Source organism: Pseudarthrobacter defluvii, from assembly GCF_030323865.1.
Lineage (GTDB): Bacteria > Actinomycetota > Actinomycetes > Actinomycetales > Micrococcaceae > Arthrobacter > Arthrobacter sedimenti.
The window spans coordinates 3,645,477-3,669,752 of the sequence record NZ_CP066362.1 but is presented as its reverse complement, the minus strand read 5'-3'; the positions used below and the strand labels follow the sequence as shown (position 1 = coordinate 3,669,752).

The following is a 24,276-nucleotide window of genomic DNA, read 5'->3' as shown; positions in this document are numbered from 1 at the left end:
GGTTATGCCTGCAGGGCCAGGATGGCGGTGGGGGCGTCGGCTGCGGTTTCGGCCAGTTCCTCGAACTCGTTCACGGCGTTGATTTCCACGCCCATGGAGATGTTGGTGACCTTTTCCAGGATCACTTCCACCACCACGGGAACCTGGAACTCACCCATCAGCGCCTTGGCCTTGTCGAACGCGGCGGCCAGGTCGCTGGGGTCTTCCACGCGGACGGCCTTGCAGCCCAGGCCCTCGGCCACCTTCAGGTGGTCAACGCCGTAGCCGCGGGTGTCCTCGGACAGGTGCGCGCTGTTGATGTTTTCGAACGCCAGGGACACGTTCTGTTCCATGTTGAAGCCGCGCTGGGACTGGCGGATCAGGCCCAGGTAGGAGTTGTTCACCACCACGTGGATGTAGGGCAGGTTGAACTGCGCGCCCACGGCCAGTTCCTCGATCATGAACTGGAAGTCGTAGTCGCCGGAGAGGGCCACCACGGTCTGGTCCGGATTGGAGCGGGCGACGCCGAGGGCTGCCGGGGCGGTCCAGCCCAGGGGACCTGCCTGGCCGGCGTTGATCCACTTGCGGGGGCCGAACACGTGCAGCATCTGTGCGCCGGCGATCTGGGACAGGCCGATGGTGGACACGTAGGTGGTGTCGCGGCCGAAGGACTTGTTCATCTCCTCGTACACGCGCTGCGGCTTGATGGGGATGTTCTCGAAGTGCGTCTTGCGGTGCAGGGAGGCCTTGCGGTCCGCGCACTCGGCAACCCAGGCGCTGTAGTCCGGCAGGGACCCTGCCGCCTTGCGCTCCTGGGCGAGCTCAACCAGCCCTGCCAGCGCCGCGCCGGCGTCGGACGCGATGCCCAGGTCCGGCGAGAACACGCGGCCGATCTGCGTGGGCTCGATGTCGATGTGCACGAACTTGCGGCCGGCCGTGTAGGTCTCCAGTCCGCCGGTGTGGCGGTTGGCCCAGCGGTTGCCGATGCCGATCACGAAGTCGCTCTGCAGGTAGTTCTCGTTGCCGTAGCGGTGCGAGGTCTGCAGGCCCACCATGCCGGCCATCAGCTGGTGGTCGTCCGGGATGGTGCCCCAGCCCATCAGGGTGGGGATGACCGGAACGTTGAGGGTCTCGGCCAGCTCCACCAGTTGCGCGGAGGCGCCTGCGTTGATGATGCCGCCGCCGGCCACGATCAGCGGGTGCTTGGCGGCGAGCAGCATGTCCAGGGCCTTCTCCAGCTGCTTGCGCGAAGCCTTGGGCTTCTCGACGGGGAGTGGCTCGTAGGTGTCGATGTCGAATTCGATTTCTGCCATCTGCACGTCGATGGGCAGGTCCAGCAGCACGGGGCCGGGGCGGCCGGAGCGCATCAGCTGGAAGGCCTTCTGGAAGGCGCCGGGAACCTGGCCGGGCTCCAGGATGGTCATGGCCATCTTGGTGACGGGCTTGGCGATGGACTCGATGTCCACGGCCTGGAAGTCTTCCTTGTGCAGCTTGGCCACGGGGGCCTGGCCGGTGATGCAGAGCATGGGGATGGAATCGGCCCACGCCGCGTAGAGGCCGGTGATCATGTCGGTGCCGGCGGGGCCGGAGGTGCCGATGCAGATGCCGATGTTGCCGTCCTTGGCGCGGGAGAAGCCGTCGGCCATGTGGCTGGCGCCTTCAACGTGGCGGGCCAGGGTGTGGCGGATGCCGCCGTGGGCGCGCATTGCGGAGTAGAAGGGGTTGATGGCAGCGCCTGGCAGGCCGAACGCCTCGATGGCGCCTTCCTTTTCCAGGATGGCCACCGCTGCATCAACGGTACGCATCTTGCTCATGGGGTGCTCCTTGAAAGCTTGAAAGTCTGTTTTTGGGTGTGGTGAGGGAACCGCCGTCGTAATTCACGACGGCGGGTTCCCTGCTGTGTGTCTTAGGCGGCTGTGTGCCTGCCCTATTTCCTGCCGCTGAGCTGCAGGACCTGCTTGAAGAGTCCGGAGTGGTCCAGTGCGCCGTCACCCTGGTTGACGGTGGCGGCGACGAGCTGGGCGACGACGGCGCCGAGCGGGATGGCGACGTTTGCTTCGCGGGCGGCGGAGGTAACGATGCCCAGGTCCTTGTGGTGCAGGGCCAGGCGGAAGCCGGGGTCGAAGTTGCGGTCCAGCATCTTCTGGCCCTTCTGTTCCAGGACCTTGGAGCCGGCCAGGCCACCGCCGAGGACCTTGAGGGCGGCGTCGGTGTCCACGCCGTAGGCCTCGAGGAAGGCGACGGCTTCGCCGAGGACCTCGATGTTGACGGCGACGATCAGCTGGTTGGCAGCCTTGACCGTCTGGCCGGAGCCGGAGGGACCAACGTGGACGATGGTCTTGCCGACGGCGTTCAGGACGTCCTGGGCGTCGTCGAAGTCTGCCTTGTCGCCGCCGACCATGATGGACAGGACGGCGTCAATGGCACCCTGTTCGCCGCCGGATACCGGGGCGTCGAGGGGGCGGATGCCGGCTTCGCGGGCTTCTTCCGAGAGGCGGACCGCGACGTCGGGGCGGATGCTGGAGGCATCGATCCACAGGGTCCCCTGCTTGGCGTTGGCGAAGACGCCGTCCTTGCCGCTGACTACGCCCTCAACGTCGGGGGAGTCCGGCACCATGGTGATGACCATGTCGGCATCCTTGACCGCGTCAGCGATACTCGCGGCACCCTTGCCGCCTTCGGAGACCAGCTTGTCGATCTTGTCCTGGCTGCGGTTGAAGCCGGTGACGGTGTGGCCGGCCTTGACCAGGTTGATGGCCATGGGCAGGCCCATGATTCCGAGTCCGATAACTGCAACGTTGCTCATGATGGTTCTCTTTCTGAAGTCTGTATGTGTTCGGCGGGAGGGGTCAGTTGGAAACGCGCTCGCGGATGGCCCAGCTGAAGGCCGTTTCCTGCGGTTCCTTGTACTCGAGGCCGATGTAGCCTTCGTAGCCGAGTTCGCGGCTGCGGGCGATCCATTCGCCGAGCGGGAGGGTGCCGGTGCCGGGGGCGCCGCGGCCCGGGTTGTCGGCGATCTGGATATGGCCGAAGTCCTTGGCGTGGTTCTCGATGACGGCCTGGACGTCATCGCCGTTGACTGCCAGGTGGTAGAAGTCGGCGAGGAGCTTGATGTTCTCTGCGCCGGCCTCTTCCTTGACGCGGGCGATGACCTTGAGTGCGTCGTCGGCGGTGAGGAGCGGGTACTTGGGTGCGCCGCTGACGGGTTCGAGGAGGACGGTGCCGCCGATGCGGGCGACGCCTTCGGCTGCTGCCGCCAGGTTCTTGGCGGCGAGTTCGTCCTGCTCTTCGGGGGTGAATTCGTCCTGCCGGTTGCCGTAGAGGGCGTTGAAGGCCTTGCAGCCCAAACGTTCGCCGATGCCGGCCACGACGTCGACGTTGTCCTTGAACTCGGAGCAGCGTCCCTTCCAGGAAACCAAACCGCGGTCGCCGCCGGGCATGTTGCCGGCGTTGAAGTTCAGGCCCGTGAGCTGGACACCGGCGTCCGTGATGGCGTTCTCGAACTTGGTGATCTCGCTGTCCGCCGGGACGGACGTCTCGAAGGGCCACCAGAACTCAACAGCATCGAAGCCTGCTGCCTTTGCGGCGGCGGGGCGCTCGAGCAGGGGCAGCTCCGTGAGGAGGATGGAGCAGTTCACTGTGTACGTCATCGTAGGTCCTTCCAGGGGAGGGGCTTTGATCTATCTTCCCTTGCTTCCGGCTTACGAGGCCGTTCCCACATTCCCTTGGGATTCCGCTTTGTGGAATTTAGATTCTGCTTTATGAAAAGTGTAGGGAAGGTGGGGCAGGGTAGTCAAGGGGAGCCGGCGCAAGCTCCGCGGCAACCATCCCGCATTTGTCGCTTCCGGGGGGAGGACGCCAACGCCCAGTTGTTGAAGCAAGGATTCCGGACCATGCCGATAGGATTGGGTCTACGTCCGAAGGCTGGGGCCCGCCTGCGGTCTGCCGGCCCCGCTGAAAGGCCGAAGGAAGACACGTGCCGGAAGACCTCCCCCAACACCCTCAGCCCTCGCATGGACATCAGCATGAACGCCTTGGCTGGACCCCTGGCGACGACACCTCATTCGCCCTGGCGCATGAAGGTGCCCGGATCGCCCGGGTGGTTATTGTCCATGGGGGATATGCAGACGTGATGTTACTTGTGGACGGGTATATGGCCAGTGAGACTGTTACGTTCAGTTCCGCCCTGGACGTAACTCCTGTAGCCGGAGACTGGGCGGCGGTCCGGGACGGAAAAATCCTGGGTTTGGCCGGGCGCAGGACTGCGGTGGAACGCCCCGATCCGGACGGCAACCGGACGCAAGTACTGGCGGCCAACATCGACGTTGTGCTGATAGTTGTTGCCGCCGTTCCGCGGCCCAGCCTCAGGGCCGTGGAACGCATGCAGGTCATGGCATGGGACTCGGGTGCAACACCGGTATTAGTTGTGACGAAGGCTGACTTATGCGCGGACCCCGAGGAACTACTGGACTATGTGGCGCCGGTCAGCGCTGGAATCGAGGTAGTCCTTAGCAGCATCGCCGATGGGCGCGGGTTGGACCACTTGCGTGGCCTGATACAGCATGGAACCACCACTATGCTCGGTGCTTCAGGGGCCGGGAAGACCTCGCTTCTCAACGCCCTCGACGGAGCTGACGCGGCGGTGGCAGCGGTCCGGCGCGATGGGCAAGGCCGCCACACCACCACCACGAGGCGCCTGTTCTTCATGTGGCCCAGCGGCGTCATGCTGGACATTCCCGGGATCCGGTCTTTGTCGCTGAAGGCTACCCAGGAAGGGATTGCGGATACGTTCGAGGACGTCGCAGGCGTTGCCCGGAACTGCCGGTTCGGGGACTGCACGCACGACGGAATCGCCGGATGCGCAGTTGCGGCTGCAGTCGCTGCCGGGGAGATTCCGGCGCGGCGGTTGGAGAGCTGGCTGGCAGTTCAGCGCGAGCTGTCCTTCCAGGAACGGCGGAACAACCCCGCGGCCATGGCCGAACAGCGGAAGCAGTGGAAACAGGCCACCAAAATGAGCAGGAAGCGTAGGTAGGCGGTTCACCCCGCGGGGACGGGATGAACCTCCTCGGCAGCTGGTTGCCGGGTAAAGACAATCAGCAGGCCCATTAGCGCCACAGTGCCCGCAACGGCGACCACAATGAACGGCGTGGATCCGGAAGCACCGGCAACACCGAAAAGCAACATGCCTGCGGGGACTCCCACGGTGTTGACGATCTGGTCACGCGCGGCAAATGCGTGGACTTCCAGCTCAGCCTCCAGGGACTGGCCCAACGTGTCCCATTGGATCCCGGATGCCGTAGTCAATGCAGCCCCAATGAACCCTGCGGCCCAAAGCAGCGCTGGAACAGGAACAAGCAGGAAGCAGAGCAGCTGGCCTGCGATACCCACGCAGCACAACAGGTGCAGGTACTTCCACGGTATTTCCCGCAGGACTCCGATCAAGGATGACGCAGAACCGACTAAAGACCCGGCGGCCATGAACGCCGCCGTAACGGCCCAGGTTGCCGGTGAGTTCTGCTCAATCACCAGTGTGGGACCGGCGGTTCCCAGAAATCCGATTGTCAAAGCCACGAACAGCCATGTCAGCAGCCCCATGTTGATCCCTGGTGGCAGGCTGGGACTGGACGGCTTGGCCGGGGACGGTACCTCTGAGGAAGTAGCCGGCACGCGGGAACCGGCGGACAGGCGTATGCCGGAGAGGACGGCGATGCCCAGTAGGAATCCGGCCGCGTCGATCAGCAGGATGGCTTCGAACCCCAAGGATAGGAAGATCAGCGAGCCCAAGAGCGGCCCGATGATGGCGAAGGCATCGCCGAGCACGGACAGCCAGGCGTTGACCTGGCCCCGGTGCTCAACCGGGATCAGGCGAGGAATTGCCGTGAACCGTGCTGGCTGGAAAAAGGCCAGGGCAGCACCGTAGATCCCGGATGAGATGGACAGGACGGTGATGGCCCCGCCCGGGCTTTCCCCGGTTCCCGTGATGAGCAGCCAGACCAGCAGGCCGGCCTGCGCGGCGAAGCGTACGAGGTCCGAGGAGATCATAACTCGCAGTGGATTGCGGGCGGGCCGGCTCCTCTGGACGATGAACATCCCGGCAAACCGGCCGGACCACAGCGCGAGCAACACAACAGTAAGTCCCCAGCCGGAGGGCTCGATCCGGTGGCTCTCAAGGGCGAAGGCAATGGGGACGAGGGCTCCGCCCAATCCTGAGACGAAGGTGGCAAAGAAGAGCCGGGGAAATCCGTGGACCCTGAACGGTTCGGCAGTCTGCAGCAACTTTGGCAGCATTACTGCGCCGGGTTGTGGAGAAGACCGTTCTTGAACCCGAAGGTCCAAAGATTCATGATGTCTTCAAGGCCGATGCCGGACCACTCTGCTGCCTGCGTCGGCGTTAGTTCAGGTTGCCTGGCCAGGTGGTGGAGGAGCGCTTCGAATTTTGCCGGGACGGCGAGTTTACCCGCGCCGGACCATACGTGGAGGGCTGCCGAATCTTCCGCTTTGTCAGGGACGTGGCTCACTGCTAGGCGTGCCGGGGTGTCCTCGCTGATGAGAGCGGTATTGATGGAGTAGGGGAGCCCCGATCCGCGGCGGCGGACGATCGATGATTCCGCGCTCTGCTCGGGAAGTTCCTGGAACTTCCGGCCGTCGAATGCTTCAAAGGCGATGGTGAGGTGCATGGAGATTTCACCGAGGCCGTGGACATCGTGCGGGGTTCCCTTGGGGTAAAAAGACACGGTCCCCGGCGAGTACACCGTGGCCTCGGGCGCGTGTACCGTCTCGGCAGAGTGGCGCCACTCCTTACTGCCGAACAATTGGACGATCACGAAGGCATGATCGTCCCGGTGCATGTCAAAAGCGGAGCTGGAGGCCTGGGTGATGTAGCACTGTACCCAGCACTTCGATCCGGTGAGGGCTTCAACCCGGTCCTGGATGGCCTGCGCAAACGGTACGTGGTCGTTCACATGGTCGAAAACCACCGTTGCGCCCCGCTCCAGATAATGGTGCAGGACCCGATCCTTGACGCTTACATGGTCAATCAGGCCATCACCGGTGCGGCTTTCAAGGAATTGGGCCGGATGAAGGTCTTTCCCTGCGTGGATGACGCGCACCGAGAACCGGGACGTGCCGACGTTGCCCAAGGCGTTGAAAAAGACGCCTGCGAGCCGCGAACATGTCTCCGGGGTGAGGGCCTGGCGCAGCGAGGTGTACATGCCGCCATCGTGGACGAGGCCCAGGTCATCGAGGGCACCGAGGAGCTCATCTTTTTCACAAACTTGTTGGGACAATTGCTGCTCCGATCATAACGAGCTTGGCGGTAAGGGCGCGGATGGCAGGGCTTGAGCCGGGTCCGTAGGAGGCAATAATGCCCCCAATTGTCTGCGACTCGATAATTTTGTGTTCATGGGACGAAATTGCAACGAAATTGCCGTGAAAGTGTATTCCTGTACTGGAATGGCGTATTCCAGATTCCCTTGAAATGCTGATCGGCGGAGGAATTGGTGCGGTCATGATTTCCTCTACCAAAGCTGAATCGTGTTTGGGGGCCCACGCCTTACCGGCGGCCAGTTGGGATATAGGGGATCCAGCCCCTGTCCCGTTCTGCCCCTCGGCGCTGATGCCCAGGAACATGCCCGGTCCGTTGGCGTGGAAGATATGCGGTTGCCGGGACCGGATGACGGCGACCTCTCCAGGTCCGATCCGATTGCGTGTTGATTCTCCGGCGTACTTCTTCCAATCGAAGGAGATACCGAAGAAGGACTGTGCCTCGTTCATTCTTTGTCCGTACTGCGCACCTTCAGGCCACGTCAGGACATCCCGTCCGGCTCCGTCGGCATCCAGGATGATGGAGTGCTCAAAGTCGACGTGGGCTCCGAAAGCTGTCCAGCCGGCGCCGGCCGAGATGAAGGCGTAGACGTCGGTAGCCTCAATATCACCGCCGGAAACTGTGGGCGGAAGCATCCGCTGGTCGTCAAGAAGGCACTGGCGGATGCCATCGTTCCACGCAGCAATGTCGTTGAGGGCAAGCACGGAGCCGCCGCCGGCAATCTCCCGCAACTGGTCCTGGGGCCTTCCGCCGTGCTGCCGCCACTTCATGGCGACGTCCGCGCAAGCGCGGTAATTAAGGTTGCCATCCTTGAACACACGGTACCGAGGTTCAGCTTTCCGGGAGGTCAGGGCGCGGTCGATCGCAGCCGTGAGTTCGTTTGTAAGACTCAATATTCCCCAAATAATTCTGTGCAGCCTGGTGGGTTCCGGACGTGGGCCCGGAACCCACCATTCGGTTAGTGGCCTACGTCCTGCCGAGGTGAGACGACGGGCGCTTCTTCGACAACAACCTCAAACAATGAATCAACGTCGCCTACAGTGGTTTCGTTTTCCATATTTCCCCCTTTTTTGGCAAATAACTTACCGGGGGAGACTACCGGCCTACTGGTGTAGTTTGTCAAGTTAATTGTTTTATTCTGTCAATAAACATCACAGAGCATTTGTCAAGTCAACTGGAGGGCCGCCGGAGGTGGGATGGCAGGCCGGGATTGGGGCGCCGGTCCCCGGTCCCCGGTCCCCGGTCCCCGGTCCCCGGTCCAATCCGGTTCCCCGGCGATAGACTGGACCGACTATGAACGGTGCCCGACTCCGTCTTCTCGCTTGGCTTCTTGGCCTGGTGACCGCGGCTGCCGCTTGCGCGCCGGCGGTCAGCCTGGATGAGGGCACCCCGGTTCCATCCGTGTCGGCTGCGCCGGCGCAGCCCGCCGTCGCCGAAGCTCTACCCGTCCCGCCGCCGGCAACGGCCACTACTTCGTCAACTGTCCCCGTCCCAGCGCAGGTTCCGGTCCCGGCGCCCGCGCCGGAGGCGTTCGCCCTGAACCTGTATCGCGAGGGGGACTTCGTTCCGCAGTACACCTTCGACTGGTGCGTGGCCGCGAGCATCCAGATGGCGCACAACCTGATTGACGACACCGGGGGCGGAACCTGGGCCGACCGTGCGCAGCAGAGTGAACTGTGGGAGATGGCCCGCGCCCGCTCGTCCGAATCGTTCAACGGTGCCAACCCGTTCGGCTGGGCGCAGGTGCTGACCCTGTCTGGAATGGGACCGTACGGCGTCGTCAGCGTTCCCGACTACCAGGAAGCGCTGCGGACGGCGGCGCGTGCCATCACCGAAACGGGTCGGCCCGTCGGCCTGGTGATGTGGAGCGGCCGGCACGCCTGGGTGATGAGCGGCTTCGAGTCGGTGGGCGACCCCCGCCAGTTTCCGGACTTCCAGGTAACCGGCATTCACGTCCTTGACCCGCTGTACCCCTACGGGAGCGGGCAGTGGGGGCCGTCGCCGGCACCCAATGCACTGCTGACGCCGGAGCAGTTGGCCACGCAGTTCGTGGTCCGCGAGCCGCGGCGGTGGAGCAGCTCCCTGCCTGCCGGTTATCTGTTGGTGCTGCCGCAGGCCGGCTGACCTGCGTGCATGCCTTGCCGGGCATCAGGCAACATCCGTTAGGGCCGATACCCTAGAGCCCAAAAGGTGGGTGGGAATCGGGTGAGCAACAGGACTATCGGCATCAAGGACGTGGCGGTGGCCGCCGGCGTGTCCGTCACCACGGTTTCCCATGTCCTGAACGACGTGCCCTACGCCAGGATCAGTCCGGAAACCCGCAGCAAAGTGCGGTCCGCGGCGGAGCAGCTGGGGTACGGGCCAAACCGTCTGGCCCAGGCCCTGCGTACCCGGCGGACCGGCATGCTGGGCCTGGTCTGCGAGGACATCGCCACCACGCCCCATGCAGGCAGGATCATCCTGGGTGCAGAGGAGGCCGCCAAAGCCAGGGGGTACAGCCTTCTGATCATCAACACGTCAGGTTCAGCCGGCCGTGCGTCCCGCCAGGCAGACTTCGGGGCCCTCCTGGACCGTCGCGTGGATGGCATCCTGTACGCCACCCTGCATCACCGAAAGGTGGAAGTCCCGGCCAGCCTGGGCAGTGTGCCGGCAGTCCTGGTCGGCTCCGGGGCTGGGGAATCAAAAGTTCCAGCAGTGGTTCCGGATGAGGAAGGCGGCATGCGCGACGCCGTGAACGCCCTCCTTGACGCAGGCCACACCCGCCTTGGCCTCATCGACAACGCCGACGACGTTCCCTTATCCCGCCAACTGGTCCAGGCCTTCCGGGCGACGCTTGACGAAGCAGGGCTCGACGGCGGCGCGGCACCTGTGGAGTCAGGGGTTCCCGAGGCGCAGGGCGGCTACGAGGCAGCCCTGCGCATCCTCACGCCCAAGCACCCCGCCGACATGCCTACGGCACTGTTTTGCTGCAACGACCGCATGGCGATGGGCGCCTACCGTGCGGCTGCCCACTTGGGACTCTCCATTCCGGGTGACCTTTCCGTCATGGGCTTCGCCGACCAGGAGTTGATTGCGGACAGTCTCCACCCGGCCCTGACCACCGTGGAACTGCCGCATTACAGGATGGCTGCCTGGGCGGCCGGGCTCCTTATTGACGCCCTCGAGGGGAAGGCCGACCTTTCCCGGACGGCAGCTGGGCCTGCCGTACTGGGCTGCACCATGATGGTCCGCGATTCCGTCGCCGCCCCTGCCGGCCCAGCAACCTGACCTGTTCCGGCCAGGACCATGAACGCGTTCACGGCAATGCCGCCATCGGTTCCCCTGCCGTCGCAGCGTTAGTCGGCCGGTTCCTGGGTACCTTCCTTTCATGCTTATCCCCAACGTCGCAGAAGGCGTCCACCTGATATCCCACGCCAACGTCAACTGCTACGTTGTCGAGGATGACCACGGCGTGACCCTGGTGGATGCAGGCCTGCCGAGCATGTGGCCCATGCTCACGCAGCTCCTGGAGGAACGGAACTGGCGCCCGCAGGACGTCAAGGCCCTGGTCCTCACGCACGGCCATTTCGACCATGTCGGTTTTGCGCTGCGGGCACACAGGCAATGGGGCATCCCGGTCCTGGTCCACGCGGAGGACGCCCGCCTGGCGGCGCACCCCTACCGCTACAAGCCGCAGCGCAACCGCTTCCTCTACCCCTTCACCCATCCCAAGTCGCTGCCGGCACTTGGCCGGATGGCGGCAGCAGGAGCCCTGACGGTGAAAGGCATCCCCGACACCAAGCCGTTGGGCACCGGGGTGGCTGACGCTGTCACCGGGCGTCCCGACGTCGTCCATACTCCCGGGCACACCGACGGGCACTGCATCCTGCACTTGCCGGACCGGGGCGTCCTCCTCACCGGCGACGCCCTGGTGACACTCGACCCGTACACCGGCCAGTCCGGACCCCAGATCGTGGCATCCGCCGCCACTAAGGACACAGGCCAAGCGCTGGCCTCGCTGGAGGCCATTGCGGCCACGGGAGCAACCACGCTCTTGCCCGGCCATGGCATGCCCTGGAAAGAGGGTGCGGAAGCAGCGGTCCGTGAGGCACGGCGGATCGGCGCGCACTGACCGGAGGGCTCGAGCAGGCATGAACCAAAGGTCCCCGGCGCCCATATGCGCCGGGGACCTTTCGACGGGCCAAAGCCTAGTGCGTCAGGTCCTTGCCCTTGGTCTCGGGGATGGTGAAGACGAACGCCGCGCTGACCACGAGCAGCAGCACTGCGTACACGTTGAACACCTGCGGCGCGCCCAGTGAGGAGCCCAGCCACTGCTGCAGGTACGGTGCGGTGCCGCCGAACACTGCCACGCAGATGGAGTAGGGGACGCCCACGCCCACGGTGCGGATCGACGTCGGGAACAGTTCCGCGTACACGGCGGGGACGATGGCGGCGCTCGCGGCGATGAAAATCAGCATCACGGACATGCTCACGGCCAGCTGCCAGGCGGAGTCCTTCAGCAGCCAGGTCATGGGGAAGTGCAGCACCGCGGAGCCGATGGCGCCGGCCCAGAGGACCTTTTTGCGGCCGATCCGGTCGGACAGCTTGCCCCAGACCGGCAGCGCGGCGATGAACACGATGTTGGCCACAACGCCGGCCCACAGTGCTTCGCCCCGGTCGATTTTCAGAGCGGTGGTGGCGTAGCTCGGCGCCACCACACCCCAGATGTAGTAGATCACCGTGAGGCCCACCGTCAGCCCGATCACCTGCAGGGCCTGCTTACGGTGGCGGACAATCTGCGGCCAGATCGCGGCGCGCTTCTCGGTGGCGGCCTCGCCCTGGAAGGCATCGGTTTCGTGCAGCCGGGACCGCATGATCAGGGCGTACAGGCCCATCGCGGCGCCGATCAGGAACGGCACGCGCCAACCCCATGCGTTCATCGCCTCGGTGCTCAGCGCCATGTTGAGCACGGCGCCCAGCAGTGTGCCGAACAGGATGCCCACCGTCCCGGACGTGTAGATCAGGGTGGCCCAGAAGCCCCTGTGCTCCTTGGGCGCCATCTCGGACAGATACGTTTGCGACGACGGCAGCTCACCGCCGTGCGCCAGGCCCTGCACCAGCCGGGCCGCCAGCAGCATCAGCGAGGCGAACGCGCCGACGCTGGCGAACGTGGGGGCGACACCGATCATCAGGCTGCCCAGCGAGGCGAGGCCCACGGCCAGGGTCATGGAGGACTTGCGGCCGATCCGGTCGCCGATCCAGCCAAAGAGGAAGCCGCCAAAGGGCCGGGCCACGAAACCGACGGCGAAGATCGCCAGGGTGGACAGCACTGCCGACGCCGGGTCCTCCTTGCTGAAGAGCTGGCTGGCGATGAAAGGGGTGAATGTGGCGTAGATGGCCCAGTCGTACCACTCGACGGCGTTGCCGATGCCGGTGCCGACGACAGTCTTGGCGGTGGACACGCGGCCCGTCCTGGGCTTGGTTGCTGCAACTGACATGGTCTTCTTCCTGGTCGGTTGGTCTGGAGGGGCAGCGGCGCTGCTGCCGGTTTGTTGGGCGGCGCTGTGCTCTTTTGGAGGCGCCGGGTTCTTTAGGAGGCGTTGGCGAGGGCGGCCAGCCGTGAAATGGCGAGTTCCGCATAGAGTGCGGCCCCGTCAGCCAGCACGCCGTCGTCGAACGTTGCGTACGGTGAGTGGTTGAACGGCGAGGTGTCGTGGTCATCGCCGGGGGCGACGGCGCTGAGCCCCACAAAGGTGCCGGGCACCTCGGCGAGCACGCGGGAGAAGTCCTCCGAGCCGCTCAGCGGGGTGGCCCAGCGGGCGAGGCGCCGCTCGCCGAAGAGTTTGGTGATCACCTTCTCTGCGGTGTGGGTTTCGTCCTCGCTGGTGATGGTGAGGGGGTACTCCTGGAGGTAGTCGACGGCGACCTCCACGCCGTGCGCGGCGGCGATCCCCTTGAGCAGGCGCGGTACCGCGTCCATCATCTTCAGGCGCGAGGCCTCGGAGAACGTCCGGATGGTCGCCTCGATGCGGGCCGATTCCGGGATGACGTTCCGCTTGGTGCCGGCGTGCAGCACGCCCACGGACAGGACCACAGGGTCGAACATGTTGAACTGCCGGGTGACCATTACCTGCAGGGCCGTCACCATCTCCGCGGCAACGGTGACGGGGTCCTTCGCGGAGTGCGGGGCGGAGCCGTGGCCGCCGGCGCCGAGCACTGTGACTTCCAGGCCGTCGGAGGCGCTGAGCATGACGCCGGGCTTGGTGCAGAACGTGCCGTGCGGCTCGAGTGAGGAGAAGACATGCATGCCGTAGGCCGCGCTGACCCGGGTGCCCGCGGCATCCAGGACGCCTTCGCGGAGCATGTAGCTGGCGCCGTCGAAGCCTTCCTCGCCCGGCTGGAACATGAGGACGACGTCGCCGCTGAGCTGGTGCCTCTTCTCGGCCAGGAGGGTGGCGGCTCCGGCGAGCATGGAGGTGTGCAGGTCGTGGCCGCAGGCGTGCATTGCCCCATCGGCCCGGGAGGTGAAGTCCACTCCCGTCTTTTCCTGGACGGGCAATCCGTCCATGTCCGCGCGGAGGAGGACGGCAGGACGCTGCCCGTCGTCTGCTTCTGCCTTTTGCTTCCCACCACCCGTGTTTCCGCTGCGCAGGACTGCCGTGACCGACGTCGTCTCCTTGCCCAGCGTGATCTCGTACGGCAGCCCATCCAGCGCCTCAAGGACCTTCTCCTGGGTGCGCGGGAGGTGGAGCCCGATTTCCGGCTGGCGGTGAAGGTCGTGGCGAAGGCGGATCAGGTCTTCCTGCAGGTCTTGGGCGTCGTCTCTCATGGGCACGGGTAACTCCTTGGCAGTCGGCATCAGGGCTTGGGGACTATTCTGAAGTGGCGCAGTTCACATCTCCAGAAACCGCAGGAATTATCCTTCCGCCTGCCATTCCTGGCAGGATTCGTGCAACCAATAGGAGGACGCAGTGGAGCTCAGCGAGGACGATCTCGCCCTGATCCAGGTCCTGCAGGCCATCCCGAGGCTGGGCTGGGCCGATGCCGCAAAGGTCCTTGGCGTGCACGCCACCACCCTGGCCGCCCGCTGGGACCGCCTGACGTCAAACGGGGCAGCCTGGGTGACGGCGCACCTGGCGGGTGACCCGAAGCAGATGCTCCTGGCCTACGTGGCGGTGGACTGCGAGATGAACCTGCGGGACAGCGTCACGGCGGAACTGGCGGCCGTCCCCGAGATCGTCACGGTGGAGGAGGCAGCCAGCAACCGCGATTTGATGCTGACCGTCATCACCCGCTCCCTGGAGGAATTCAGTGCCAAAATCATCACCCGCCTGAAGGCCGTCGAGGGGCTCACCAAGTACCAGGTGGCGCTGTGCACCCGCCTGCACAGCAGCGGGGACGACTGGCGGCTGAACGTCCTGAGCCGTGCCCAGCTTGCCACCCTGCGGACGCTTGCTTCCCCGCCTGCGCCGGAGTCCGTGCAGGCCGCCCAGCTTCCGCAGAGCCACCTCGACCTTCTGCCTTTCCTGGCCCGGGACGGCCGGGCGACGGCAGCGGACATCGCCCGCTCCCTCGGCCGCCATCCGGCCACCGTCCAGCGACAGTTGAACCGGGTGCTGGCCAGCGGCATCCTGTCCTTCCGCTGCGAGATCGCCCAGGCCTACTCATCGTTTCCGGTGACCTGCCAGTGGTTCGTCAATGTCCCGGCCGGCCAGCATGACGCCGCTGCGGCCCAGATCCGCACCATCAGCAATGTCCGGTTGAGCGCCTCCACCACCGGTCCCACCAACTTTGTGATCATTATGTGGCTGCAGACCCTGGCCGATGTGATGTCCGCTGAGCTGGCGTTGCAGCAGAAGGTGCCGGGAATCGACATCGTGGAGAGCGCAGTGATGTTGCGGACGGTGAAGCGGGTGGGCTGGATGCTGAAGGAAGACACGACGGCGAGTGGCGCCGTCGTCCATGCCGGAAACCTTGGTGCCGCCGACTGAAACGGCAAGTTCAGAGCCAGGGGCGTTGCCCTGGCTCTGAACTTGTGGCACTAAATCGCCTAAAGCCCGTGATGGTCCACTTCCACTACGGCGCTCTTCTCCCATGGCGTCCAGTCCGACCAATGGCCGCCGTGGTTCTCCACCCGGAACGACACGAGTTGGTAGACCTCTTCACCCTTGCGGTCGTGGTTGCGGACGTCGACATAGAAGTGGAGGGTCCTGGCGTCGTCATGGTGGCTGAACTCCTCCGTGACCTGCCGTTTGGCGAGCAGGTCGTCGTTGTGGCGAGGTCCGCGCTCGTCTTCATAGGCCCGCTGGCGGATCTCGACGGTCTTTGGGCCGTTGCAGTCCACGGTGATTCTGAAATCGACGTCGTTGCCGCGGACATCCTTTGGATCCAAGGGGTTCACGGTGCAGCCGTTGCGGCTTGTTTCCGCGTTGGCCGGCGCGGCCACTGCCAGGGAAACCGCGAGCAGGCCCAGTGACACCAACGGGACCAGGGCCCTCCGCGCCTTGGCTGGTCGGTTTGTTGCAGTGTTGGACATTTCTTGTTGCTCCTCAAAGGGTGTGATTCACCTTTGCGGGCAGCCTTCAGAACCGTCGCGAATAATGAGTATGTTGTGAAACCAGTGTGGCGGCCCCGGGCCTGCCCGTCCCATTTCAAACAGCTCACCCGCAAACGCGGGCGGCTTCGACTCCGGATTCGTCCGTCTGATGTTGATGCGGGTATCCGGTTTTTTAATCTTCCGCCGGCGTCTAGGGGCGGACTAGGGGAACGACTACCCTACTCGCGGGGGTTTTGCCGTGGGTAGGGGGAGTGGCACTCCGTTTGTCGGGGCCTTGCCGCACACTGTTCCCATGACATTTGCGAATGTGGGAATTCTTGGTACCAAGCCGGGGCAGCGGGATGCCCTCGTTGCCATACTGCTTCGGCCCAAGCCGGGGATGAAGGAAGCCGGTTGCTTGCTCTATGAAGTGGGCATCAACGACGACGTGCCGGACACAGTGTTCGTTTCCGAACTCTGGGAATCCGCGGAGGCACACCAGGCCTCACTGCAACTCGACAGCACCCGCGCGGCGATCGCTGAGGCCATGCCGCTGCTGTCCGGGGAGATGGGTGGCCATCGGTTCACAGTTCTGGGCTCGCCGCTGCGGTGACTTTCGGTCTCCCCAACAAGCCGCTTTTCCTAAAAGTGCGCTTGGGATAAAACGGGGCGTTCCGTGACGACTGGATGGCACTGATCGGGGTAAGGGACGTCACATGAAACCGTTGCCTGCACTTGAGCTTGTCACCCGCCTCGAGGACGCCGAATGGCTTGACCCGCTGGCCAAGAGCGTCAGGAAAGTCGTCAAAAAGGTCATCAAACCGCAGTGGGCCCGCGACATCATGCACGGCGTTCCCATCGGCCACCCCGTGCACCCCCTTGCCGTCCAGGTCCCGATCGGTGCCTGGGTGTCAGCCGGCGTGCTCGACGCGGTTCCAGGCGCTGAAAAAGCGGCCAGGCTGTTGATCGGAGTGGGCACCGCCAGCGTGCTTCCGTCGGCGCTCGCCGGCTTCACGGACTGGTCGCAGCTGCACCCGCAGCAGCAGCGGGTAGGCCTGGTGCATGCGGCGGCCAACGTAACCGCAACCAGCCTTTACATCGCGTCGCTTGTCCAAAGGGCCAGGGGCAGCGAAGGCAGCGGCAAGGTCCTTGCCTATATTGGACTTGCCGCAGTCGGCACCGGCGGTTTCCTCGGCGGCCACCTGTCTTATCGCCAGGCCGCGGGCGTGAACCACAGCGAGGAAATCCCGCACCGGTTCCCGGCCGGCTGGCATCCGCTGGCACCGTTGGTGGAACTGCCCGAGGGTGGCCTGCACAAGCGCGAGGTGGCCGGTATTCCGCTGCTGGTGCACCGCGAGGGCGACACCGTTAACGTATTGTCTGATGTCTGCAGCCACCTTTCCGGACCGCTTCACGAAGGCAAGATCAAGGACGACGGCGGGGACCCGTGCGTCGTCTGCCCATGGCACCGGAGCACCTTCTCGCTGCGCACCGGAGAGGTGAAGGCCGGGCCAGCAACTTCCCGGCAGCCCCTTTTCGAGACGCGCGTCAGTGGGGAGCTTGTGGAGGTGTGCCTGCCCGGGGCGGACGGTTAGAAAGGCCATTCGGCCCTACTGGGCAAGGTAGGACCGCGGAAAACTGGGTGCATGCGAGGTCCAGTGGTGCAACCGTCCGGCCGGTCCCCGCTGCAGTGCACCGGCATATCCCGTGCGCGTGGATCTTTTGCACGTCTGTGCGCCGCACACCCCCTTTCTTCCAGCGGTGTGATGCCACGGTGATGCGGGTTTCGGAACCGCGGGAGATTGCCTCCGGCGTGGTGCTCATGACTGCCGGCAGCGGGCCTAGGGCAGCAAACCTCTACCTTGTCCGTTCGGGCTCCGGCTGGGTGATGATTGACTGCGGGTGGGCTGGCAGTGCGAGGCCTCTTCTCGATGCGGTGGAGAAGATGCTCGGACCCGGGAATGCGCCGGCTGCCATCTTCCTGACACATATCCATCCGGATCACTCAGGTGCCGCCGGTGTACTGGCGCGCTCTTGGGGCATCCCGGTGTATGTCCATCAGGCCGAACTGCCCATGGCTGCCGGACGCTACATTCCCGAATTTTCCATGCCGATGGACCGCTGGCTGGTGGCCCCGTTCCTGTGGTCATTGCCCACCCGTGCCCGTCGACGCCTGGAAGCGGCAAACGACATCACTGACGTCGTGCAAAGTCTTCCGCTCAGCGGGGAAGTCCCCGGTCTGCCAGATTGGGTTGCCGTTCCGGCCCCTGGGCACACACCCGGACACGTCGCCTACTGGCGCTCCAAAGACGGCGTCCTGATGACGGGCGATGCGGTGGTGACGGTGAACTTGAACTCGCTGCGCGGAGTCCTGCTGGGATCGCCGGACCTGTCCGGTCCGCCCTGGTACACCACCTGGAACTGGAAGACCTCCATGGATACCGTTTCGCGACTGGCTGAGTTGGGCCCCCGGGTGCTGGCGCCTGGACATGGGCAGCCCCTTGCGATGGGGGTCGTTCCCCGGCTCCGCGCTGTCGCGACGAAGGAGCAGGCACAACGGCTGGCACTTCGACGCCGCACCGGCGGAGCGCCGAAAGCTGCATAACTCGGAGCACCCCAGGCTGCGGGTTGGGAGCTGCATAAGCCGGAGCATCCAGGGCTGCCGATTGAGAGCTGCCGTGGGGGAGCGTCGCGGTGACCTGCTGGGAAGCGCAAGGACGCTGCTATCTACGCAGGGCAGCCTGGCTTGGGCAGGGCAGGGCAGGACACTGCCATCTACTCAGGTCAGCATCACTTGGGCAGAGCAGCGCTACTTACGCGGGGCGGCATCACCCGGATGGTACGAGCGGCGTTGCGAGGAGTTCGGCCCAGAGGGGATCGTCCGGTGAGAGGTCGTCGGGGTCGATGAGTGAGTCGTCGTCGGGTTCCCATGGTGGGAGGTCTTCCGGGCCGGCGTCTACACACCGGGCATCTGCGCACCCCGCATCGAGGCACTGGCCTTTGGTGGGCATCAGCCATTGCGGCCAGTGTGGTGGTTCGGGGTCTGGGTGTTCGGGTTTGTAGTGGCGGCCGGTGGGTGAGGTCCAGCCGGGTGGGTCGTTGTTGGTGGCCGGGTCCGGTGTCCACTGGCTGTGGTGTTTGAGCCGGTGATGTTTGGGGCAGACCTGGGCCAGATTGGTTGTGCCGGTGGTTCCGCCGTGTTCCCAGGCTTGCAGGTGGTCGGTTTCGTTGTCGGGGGTGCGGTTGGTGCAGCCGGGGAAGGTGCATTTGGCGTCGCGCATCCTGATCCAGCGTTTGATGGACTCCGTCAGCCGGTAGTTCCTCCTCCCGATCTCCAGCGGTGCCCCGTCCCTGGGGTCGACCAGGACCCGGTAGAAGGACTCCGCCCCGTCCGCGACGAGTTTCCGGGCCATCGAGGCCGGGATCGGTCCCACCCCGTCCAGTACCGCCGGCTCATCCGTCGCACCCAGCAGGGAGAACACCGGCACCATGACCAGGACATCGGCCCGCGGGGCGGGTACCTTCCCGATCTCCCGGACGGGCCGCGAACCGGCAGCGGTGCCGGTCCCGTCGTCGTTACCGGTTCCTTCATCGTTGCTGACCGGCTCGGTTGCTGCAGCGGTGGTGTTGCGGTTGGTCTCCATGGCGTTGCCGGTGCTGAGGAGCAGGGACGCTGCGATGTCGGGGCGGAGTTGGGTGATGGTGCGTGGTTCGTCGGGGCCTTGGAGTCCGCGGGCGGTGGCGGTGGTGCGGTTCCAGATGGCGCAGGCGGTGTCGCCAGGGAGGTGGAGGGAGATCCAGGCCATGCCGTCGCGATCGGGGGTGTATTCCATGCGCCGGTCGGCAAAACCTTTGGCGTGGCGTCTTTCGATGGATTCGGGGTGGTGGCGTTCGCGCCAGCCACGAACCTTAGCCCGGAACCGGGACGGGACGAGTTCACCCGGGGCTGCCCCGCGGGCGGCGTGGGGTGCGTCGGGGTCGAAGAAATGCGCCACCAACTTCACCGCGCCCTCAGGAGTTAGGCCTTCGGTTTCATCGGCGATGACCTTTGCGTGCTGCCAGGACATGTCACCGGCGGCCAGGGCCTCGAACACGGGCGGGAGGGAGCAAACCTTCCGGGACTGTTCCAGAAACGCACCGGCGGCGGCGGAGCTGATGGTCAGGACCCCGGCGATCTCCTCCACCACGGACATCTCCGTGTAGGTGCGGTCGTGCAGGGAGGCGTCCGGCGGGGTCATGGCCTGCTGAAACCCCATAGCCTCGGCTGAGTCCCGGGCTTTCATCGCGGCGAGTTGCGCCTCCAGGCGTGCCGTGACCTCCAGGCGTTCCAGCCGGATCTCATAGCGCCGCTGCAAGACATCAACACCGGAACCAACAGCAGCACCCGAACCAACAGCAGTGCCGGAGGCCAGGAAAACATCTTCACGGTCCAGGGCATCAAGGGCACCCACGGAGGCATGAATACCCTCCGCACCTGCCCCAACACCGCTGCTGCTTGCCATACAAGAATCATCTAACAGGGGTCTGACAATTTGAGGTCGGGGCAGCAAGGGAGCGGGCAGCTACGTGGCAGGACATGGACTCATCCGGCCTCGTGCACCCACTCACCACCGCGCAGCACCCCAGCCAGCTGCAGATCCTGGCCAAGAATTACGATGTCTGCAGGCATCCCGGGGCGCAGGTCCCCTGCTTTCGTCGAAAGGCCCAGTACGGATGCCGGGACGGCAGAAGCGGACGTCACGGCATCTTGAAGGGGAACACCTGCAGCGATGGTAGCCCGGACAACGTCCAATAATGTGGCGGTACCGCCGGCGATGGCGCCCGTACCATCCACCCGCGCCACCCCGCCGCTCACGGTTACCGAGAGCGACCCCAAGCGATACTGGCCATCCTCCAAGCCCGTAGCGGCCATCGCATCGGTCACCAGTGCAATGTTGTCCGCTCCGACAAGGTCAAAGACAAGCTTCACCGTCTCCGGTGCCAGGTGCACGCCGTCTCCGATCAGCTCCACCACTGCCATGCCGGCCCGTGCCGCGCTGAGGCTGGCCGAGACGGGCCCGGGGGAGCGGTGGTGCAGCGGAGGCATCGCATTGAAAAGGTGCGTCACCGTGGGCCGGATCCTGCCGTGACTATCAGCCGCAGAGCGCAACCCGGCGGCCGCGCGCTCAAGGAAGGCCGCCGCCGTCATATGTTCCGCAGCGGTGTGGCCCAGGGACGGGACGATGGCGAGTGCACTGAGCTGATCCACCAGGTCGGAGGCACCTGGGAGCTCTGCCGCCAGCGTCATGGACACGAGGGAGGGTCCTGCCGCCTCCAGCAGTTCGGTTACCAACGCCGGATCGGGATTTATCAGCAGGTCAGGGTCGTGGGCGCCGCACTGTTGCTTCGAGAGGAAAGGGCCTTCCAGATGGGAGCCGGCAACCAAGCCCTGCTCGGCCAGTTCCTTGAGCATCCCGAGGTTACGGATTAGGTCCGGTTGTGTCCCGGTCACCACACTGGCCAGCAGGGTGGTGGTGCCGCGGCTGTGCAGGTATCGGGCCGCCCGGGACGCACCGTCCAGGTCGCCCTCTGAAAAGTCTGAACCGTAGGCGCCGTGGCAGTGCAGGTCCACCAGTCCTGGTACAAAAATTTGGCCGCCAGGCCCCTTTTCCGGAAGAACCCCCGGAAAATCCGGCGCCGGCCCTGCGAAGGTAATTAGGCCGCCGTCGACCGTTACAACCCCGTCCGGTAAGTCCATGGTGGCGGTGACAATCCGTCCGCGAAGGGTCAATTCGCTGTTCACGTTCCACCCGCCTCCCGCCTCGGATTATTCCACAGAGGCCGAAAGTGAACGCCGCCCAAAGTCGCGCCGCGTTATTTCACACTCCCGATGGGAACATCTACAGTGGAAGTTACTAAGCATGCTGTCTATTTCGGAGGGTGAACCTAATGCGAAAAGTTTCTGCGCTTGGAGTGGTTGCTGCGGCGATGCTGGCGTTGGCAGGCTGCTCGGGAGGAGGCAGCGGTACCGCCATCCCGTCGGGCACGGCAAGCACGTCGGCTTCGGCGTCGGCCTCTGCCAGCCAGACGGCGGACGCGAAGGTGTACTCGGAAGACCAGCTCCGCGACCTCATTTCCGGGATGAAGGACGCGGATGGGAACGAACTCAAGCTGTACTCCAAGGATCAGGTGGCCCAGGGCGGCAACATCGCCAACCTGCTCATGAGCACGGCGACCATTGATCCCAAGGACTGCAAGGACATCGCCACCGCCGGCCTGCTGGACAAGGTGGAGAACGGTGACGTAGCCGTGGCGCTTTCCGAAGGCAACCAGCCGCGCACACTGTCCGCACAGTCCGGCGGCGACGGCCCCGACGCCGTCAAGACCCTGACCGACATCAGCGACAAGATGGATCAGTGCGCCAAGTTCTCCGTCTCCGCGCTGGGGCAGAAGTATGACGTTTCCAGCGAGGAACTGCAGGCTGACACGGACGCGGAGAAGACCTTCGCCACCGTCAGTACCCGCAGCGGTGACAACCAGCAGAAGCTGATGCAGGTATCCGCTGCCCAGGGCCGCCTGCTGGTGGTCGCCACCAAGAGCGGCTCCGACCTGGGCGACAAGGACCAGAAGGAACTTGAGGGCCTCATTAACGACGTCCTGAAGAAGGCCGAGAGCGGCGGCGCAACGTCCAGCGCTACCTCCACCTCCAGCAGCTCGTCCGGTTCGGGAAGCATGTCCTCGCCGAGCAGCTCAGCCTCGTCGACGGCCTCGCCGACTTCTTCGTCGACGATGTCCTCCGGTACTGGCGCCTCGTCGTCGGCCTCCCCGACTGCTTCGCGGTAGCAGGCAACTTTCCAGCATAAGAAGAATGCGGGCCGGGACCTTAGGGTCCCGGCCCGCATTCTTTGCATGGGCAGGCGCTACTTGGCTTTGCCGCCAAGCCTGACGCTGGCGCCGGTATCGACCGGAAGTTCGGCAACGACGTCGCGGGTGGGTGCTCCGCTAAACCTGGGTGACGGTTCCTGTCCCTCCGTCAGCCGCTGCAGCTCCTGGCCCTCGAAGTCCTCTTCCTTGCCGAGCAGGATCGCGGAGTCGTGGTTGGTGATCTCACCGTTGAAGGCGCGGACCATGACGCTGCGGTCGAACTGGCCCTCCCACTTGGAGACGATGAAGGTAGCCACGCAGTTGCCGAGCAGGTTGACTACCACGCGCATCGAGTCCATGAGCCGGTCGGCTCCGAGGAGGAGCGCGACGCCGGCAACCGGGAAGATCCCGAGTGCTGCGGCGGTAGCCGAGAGGGCGAGGAATGACGAGCCCGGGACCCCTGCCATGCCCTTGGACGTCAGCAGCAGCACTCCGAGTGCCGCCAACTGCTGGCCCAGGTCAAGATGGTGCCCGAAGGCCTGTGCCAGGAACAGCAGCGAGATCGAAAGGTAGATCGCTGCGCCATCGAGGTTGAAGGAGTAGCCAGTGGGGACCACCAGGCCCGTCGTGGCCCTGGAGCAGCCGGCGTTGGTCAGCTTGGTCATGATCCTGGGCATCACCGCTTCTGTTGAGGCAGTGCCCAGGGCCAGGAGGAATTCCTCCCGGGTGTACTTGAGGAACTGCCACAGCGGCACCCGGGCGAAACTCCATGCCACAACGAACAGCAGGCCGATGAAGATAATTGCAGCGCCATAGCAGGCCGCGATCAGGACTGCGTAGGTGCTCAAGGTATCCAAACCGTACTGGCCGATGATGAATGCCATGGCCCCGAACGCGCCGAGCGGTGCGACTTTCATGATCCAAGCCATGATCTTGAAGATCAGTTCCAGGACCGTTTCCATGACGTTGATGACCGGCAGGCACTTCTCGCGGCCGATCACGACGATCGCGGCACCGAAGAAGACAGAGAAGAAGAGGACCTGCAGGAGGCTGTTGCTGGCAAACGCCCCGATGACGCTGGCCGGGATGATATCGAGAATGAAGGAAGCGGCATCCTTGGGGGCCGCGGAGCCGGTTTTTGCGTCCAGGTCTGCCTGGGACAGTGTTGACGGGTCAATGTTCAGGCCGGCACCGGGCTGGACGATATTTCCCACAATCAGTCCAAAGACCAGGGCAAACAGTGTTGCTGCCGTGAAGTAGAGCAGGGCCTTGACCCCCACCCTTCCAACCGCTTTGACGTCGCCGACGGCTGAAATTCCGGTAACGATCACCAGGAAGATCAACGGCGCGATGATCATCTTGATGAGTTTGATGAAGCCATCTCCGAGCGGCCTCAGTTGGGATCCGAGGTCCGGCCAGAAATGCCCGATGAGGACACCTGCCACGACGGCGATCAGAATCTGGAAGAAGAGCGACTTGTGCAGCGGCTTCCTCTTCGCGGGCACCGAACTCGCCTTCAGTGCCTCAGGGGTGGGGATCTTCATTGACCTTTGCCTATCAATTGGGAACAGCCCGTTTGCGGGGCCGTTTCCAAAGTAATCCTCGTCACACTATT

The 24,276-nt window shown here is 64.6% G+C and carries 21 protein-coding genes; 9 read left to right on the top strand and 12 right to left on the bottom strand.

Annotated elements, in window-relative coordinates:
- Positions 1-2: 2 nt before the first annotated feature.
- The 3 genes from gcl to JCQ34_RS17100 form a co-directional block, all read right to left on the bottom strand.
- On the bottom strand, positions 3-1,793 hold the full coding sequence (gene gcl / locus JCQ34_RS17110) for a glyoxylate carboligase (protein WP_286399592.1): 1,791 nt from the start codon (positions 1,791-1,793) through the stop codon (positions 3-5).
- A gap of 113 nt (positions 1,794-1,906) precedes the next feature.
- The gene (locus JCQ34_RS17105) at positions 1,907-2,785 is read right to left on the bottom strand and encodes a 2-hydroxy-3-oxopropionate reductase (RefSeq protein ID WP_286399589.1); all 879 of its coding nucleotides are present in this window, start codon (positions 2,783-2,785) and stop codon (positions 1,907-1,909) included.
- A 43-nt stretch (positions 2,786-2,828) separates the two neighbouring features.
- The gene (locus tag JCQ34_RS17100) at positions 2,829-3,629 is read right to left on the bottom strand and encodes a hydroxypyruvate isomerase family protein (protein WP_286399586.1); all 801 of its coding nucleotides are present in this window, start codon (positions 3,627-3,629) and stop codon (positions 2,829-2,831) included.
- Between the two features lie 503 nt (positions 3,630-4,132).
- On the opposite strand from JCQ34_RS17100, the gene rsgA reads away from it, so the two are divergent.
- Entirely contained in the window at positions 4,133-5,011 is an 879-nt protein-coding gene (gene rsgA / locus JCQ34_RS17095; protein ID WP_286399583.1) for a ribosome small subunit-dependent GTPase A, read from the top strand.
- A 5-nt stretch (positions 5,012-5,016) separates the two neighbouring features.
- Here rsgA and JCQ34_RS17090 read toward each other — a convergent pair whose 3' ends face one another.
- From JCQ34_RS17090 to JCQ34_RS17080, 3 genes are read right to left on the bottom strand one after another with little or no spacing between them, the layout of a single operon-like run.
- A complete protein-coding gene (locus JCQ34_RS17090; protein WP_286399579.1) occupies positions 5,017-6,255 on the bottom strand; it encodes an MFS transporter in 1,239 nt (412 codons plus the stop codon).
- A gap of 11 nt (positions 6,256-6,266) precedes the next feature.
- Positions 6,267-7,265 (bottom strand): JmjC domain-containing protein, encoded by a 999-nt coding sequence (locus JCQ34_RS17085; protein WP_286399577.1) that lies wholly within the window; start codon positions 7,263-7,265, stop codon positions 6,267-6,269.
- Positions 7,246-8,196, bottom strand: a complete 951-nt coding sequence (locus JCQ34_RS17080) for a hypothetical protein (RefSeq protein WP_286399573.1) — start codon at positions 8,194-8,196, stop codon at positions 7,246-7,248. Before JCQ34_RS17080 ends, JCQ34_RS17085 begins: the two co-directional genes overlap by 20 nt.
- A 400-nt stretch (positions 8,197-8,596) precedes the next feature.
- Here JCQ34_RS17080 and JCQ34_RS17075 point away from each other — a divergent pair, with 400 nt between their 5' ends.
- The 3 genes from JCQ34_RS17075 (at position 8,597) to JCQ34_RS17065 (ending at position 11,414) form a co-directional block, all read left to right on the top strand.
- The gene (locus JCQ34_RS17075) at positions 8,597-9,427 is read left to right on the top strand and encodes a hypothetical protein (protein WP_286399570.1); all 831 of its coding nucleotides are present in this window, start codon (positions 8,597-8,599) and stop codon (positions 9,425-9,427) included.
- An 81-nt stretch (positions 9,428-9,508) separates the two neighbouring features.
- A complete protein-coding gene (locus JCQ34_RS17070; RefSeq protein ID WP_286399568.1) occupies positions 9,509-10,570 on the top strand; it encodes a LacI family DNA-binding transcriptional regulator in 1,062 nt (353 codons plus the stop codon).
- Positions 10,571-10,670: 100 nt separating this feature from the next.
- A complete protein-coding gene (locus tag JCQ34_RS17065; RefSeq protein ID WP_286399566.1) occupies positions 10,671-11,414 on the top strand; it encodes an MBL fold metallo-hydrolase in 744 nt (247 codons plus the stop codon).
- A gap of 76 nt (positions 11,415-11,490) precedes the next feature.
- Here JCQ34_RS17065 and JCQ34_RS17060 read toward each other — a convergent pair whose 3' ends face one another.
- Positions 11,491-12,780: an MFS transporter gene (locus tag JCQ34_RS17060; RefSeq protein ID WP_286399563.1), complete on the bottom strand. Its 1,290-nt coding sequence runs from the start codon at positions 12,778-12,780 to the stop codon at positions 11,491-11,493.
- Between the two features lie 92 nt (positions 12,781-12,872).
- Complete coding sequence (locus JCQ34_RS17055) at positions 12,873-14,111, bottom strand: M20 metallopeptidase family protein (RefSeq protein WP_434738954.1); 1,239 nt, start codon at positions 14,109-14,111, stop codon at positions 12,873-12,875.
- A 142-nt stretch (positions 14,112-14,253) separates the two neighbouring features.
- On the opposite strand from JCQ34_RS17055, the gene JCQ34_RS17050 reads away from it, so the two are divergent.
- Complete coding sequence (locus JCQ34_RS17050) at positions 14,254-15,273, top strand: Lrp/AsnC family transcriptional regulator (RefSeq protein ID WP_286399557.1); 1,020 nt, start codon at positions 14,254-14,256, stop codon at positions 15,271-15,273.
- 59 nt (positions 15,274-15,332) lie between these two features.
- Here the strand turns inward: JCQ34_RS17050 and JCQ34_RS17045 are convergent, their stop codons facing one another.
- Positions 15,333-15,818, bottom strand: a complete 486-nt coding sequence (locus JCQ34_RS17045; RefSeq protein ID WP_286399555.1) for a hypothetical protein — start codon at positions 15,816-15,818, stop codon at positions 15,333-15,335.
- Positions 15,819-16,131: 313 nt separating this feature from the next.
- Between JCQ34_RS17045 and JCQ34_RS17040 the strand changes: the two genes are divergently transcribed.
- From JCQ34_RS17040 to JCQ34_RS17030, 3 genes are all read left to right on the top strand, one after another.
- On the top strand, positions 16,132-16,431 hold the full coding sequence (locus JCQ34_RS17040; RefSeq protein ID WP_286399552.1) for a putative quinol monooxygenase: 300 nt from the start codon (positions 16,132-16,134) through the stop codon (positions 16,429-16,431).
- Between the two features lie 103 nt (positions 16,432-16,534).
- Positions 16,535-17,413: a Rieske 2Fe-2S domain-containing protein gene (locus tag JCQ34_RS17035; protein WP_286399550.1), complete on the top strand. Its 879-nt coding sequence runs from the start codon at positions 16,535-16,537 to the stop codon at positions 17,411-17,413.
- A 182-nt stretch (positions 17,414-17,595) separates the two neighbouring features.
- Positions 17,596-18,423, top strand: a complete 828-nt coding sequence (locus tag JCQ34_RS17030; protein ID WP_286404625.1) for an MBL fold metallo-hydrolase — start codon at positions 17,596-17,598, stop codon at positions 18,421-18,423.
- A gap of 223 nt (positions 18,424-18,646) precedes the next feature.
- Here the strand turns inward: JCQ34_RS17030 and JCQ34_RS17025 are convergent, their stop codons facing one another.
- Positions 18,647-20,320 carry an HNH endonuclease signature motif containing protein gene (locus JCQ34_RS17025; RefSeq protein WP_286399547.1) on the bottom strand — a complete coding sequence of 558 codons (1,674 nt, stop codon included), beginning with the start codon at positions 20,318-20,320 and terminating at the stop codon, positions 18,647-18,649.
- Positions 20,321-20,400: 80 nt separating this feature from the next.
- On the bottom strand, positions 20,401-21,600 hold the full coding sequence (locus tag JCQ34_RS17020; protein WP_286399544.1) for an N-acetylglucosamine-6-phosphate deacetylase: 1,200 nt from the start codon (positions 21,598-21,600) through the stop codon (positions 20,401-20,403).
- Between the two features lie 146 nt (positions 21,601-21,746).
- On the opposite strand from JCQ34_RS17020, the gene JCQ34_RS17015 reads away from it, so the two are divergent.
- Entirely contained in the window at positions 21,747-22,640 is an 894-nt protein-coding gene (locus JCQ34_RS17015) for a hypothetical protein (RefSeq protein WP_286399543.1), read from the top strand.
- A gap of 77 nt (positions 22,641-22,717) precedes the next feature.
- Here JCQ34_RS17015 and JCQ34_RS17010 read toward each other — a convergent pair whose 3' ends face one another.
- Complete coding sequence (locus JCQ34_RS17010) at positions 22,718-24,205, bottom strand: cation:dicarboxylate symporter family transporter (protein WP_286399541.1); 1,488 nt, start codon at positions 24,203-24,205, stop codon at positions 22,718-22,720.
- Between the last annotated feature and the right edge of the window lie 71 nt (positions 24,206-24,276).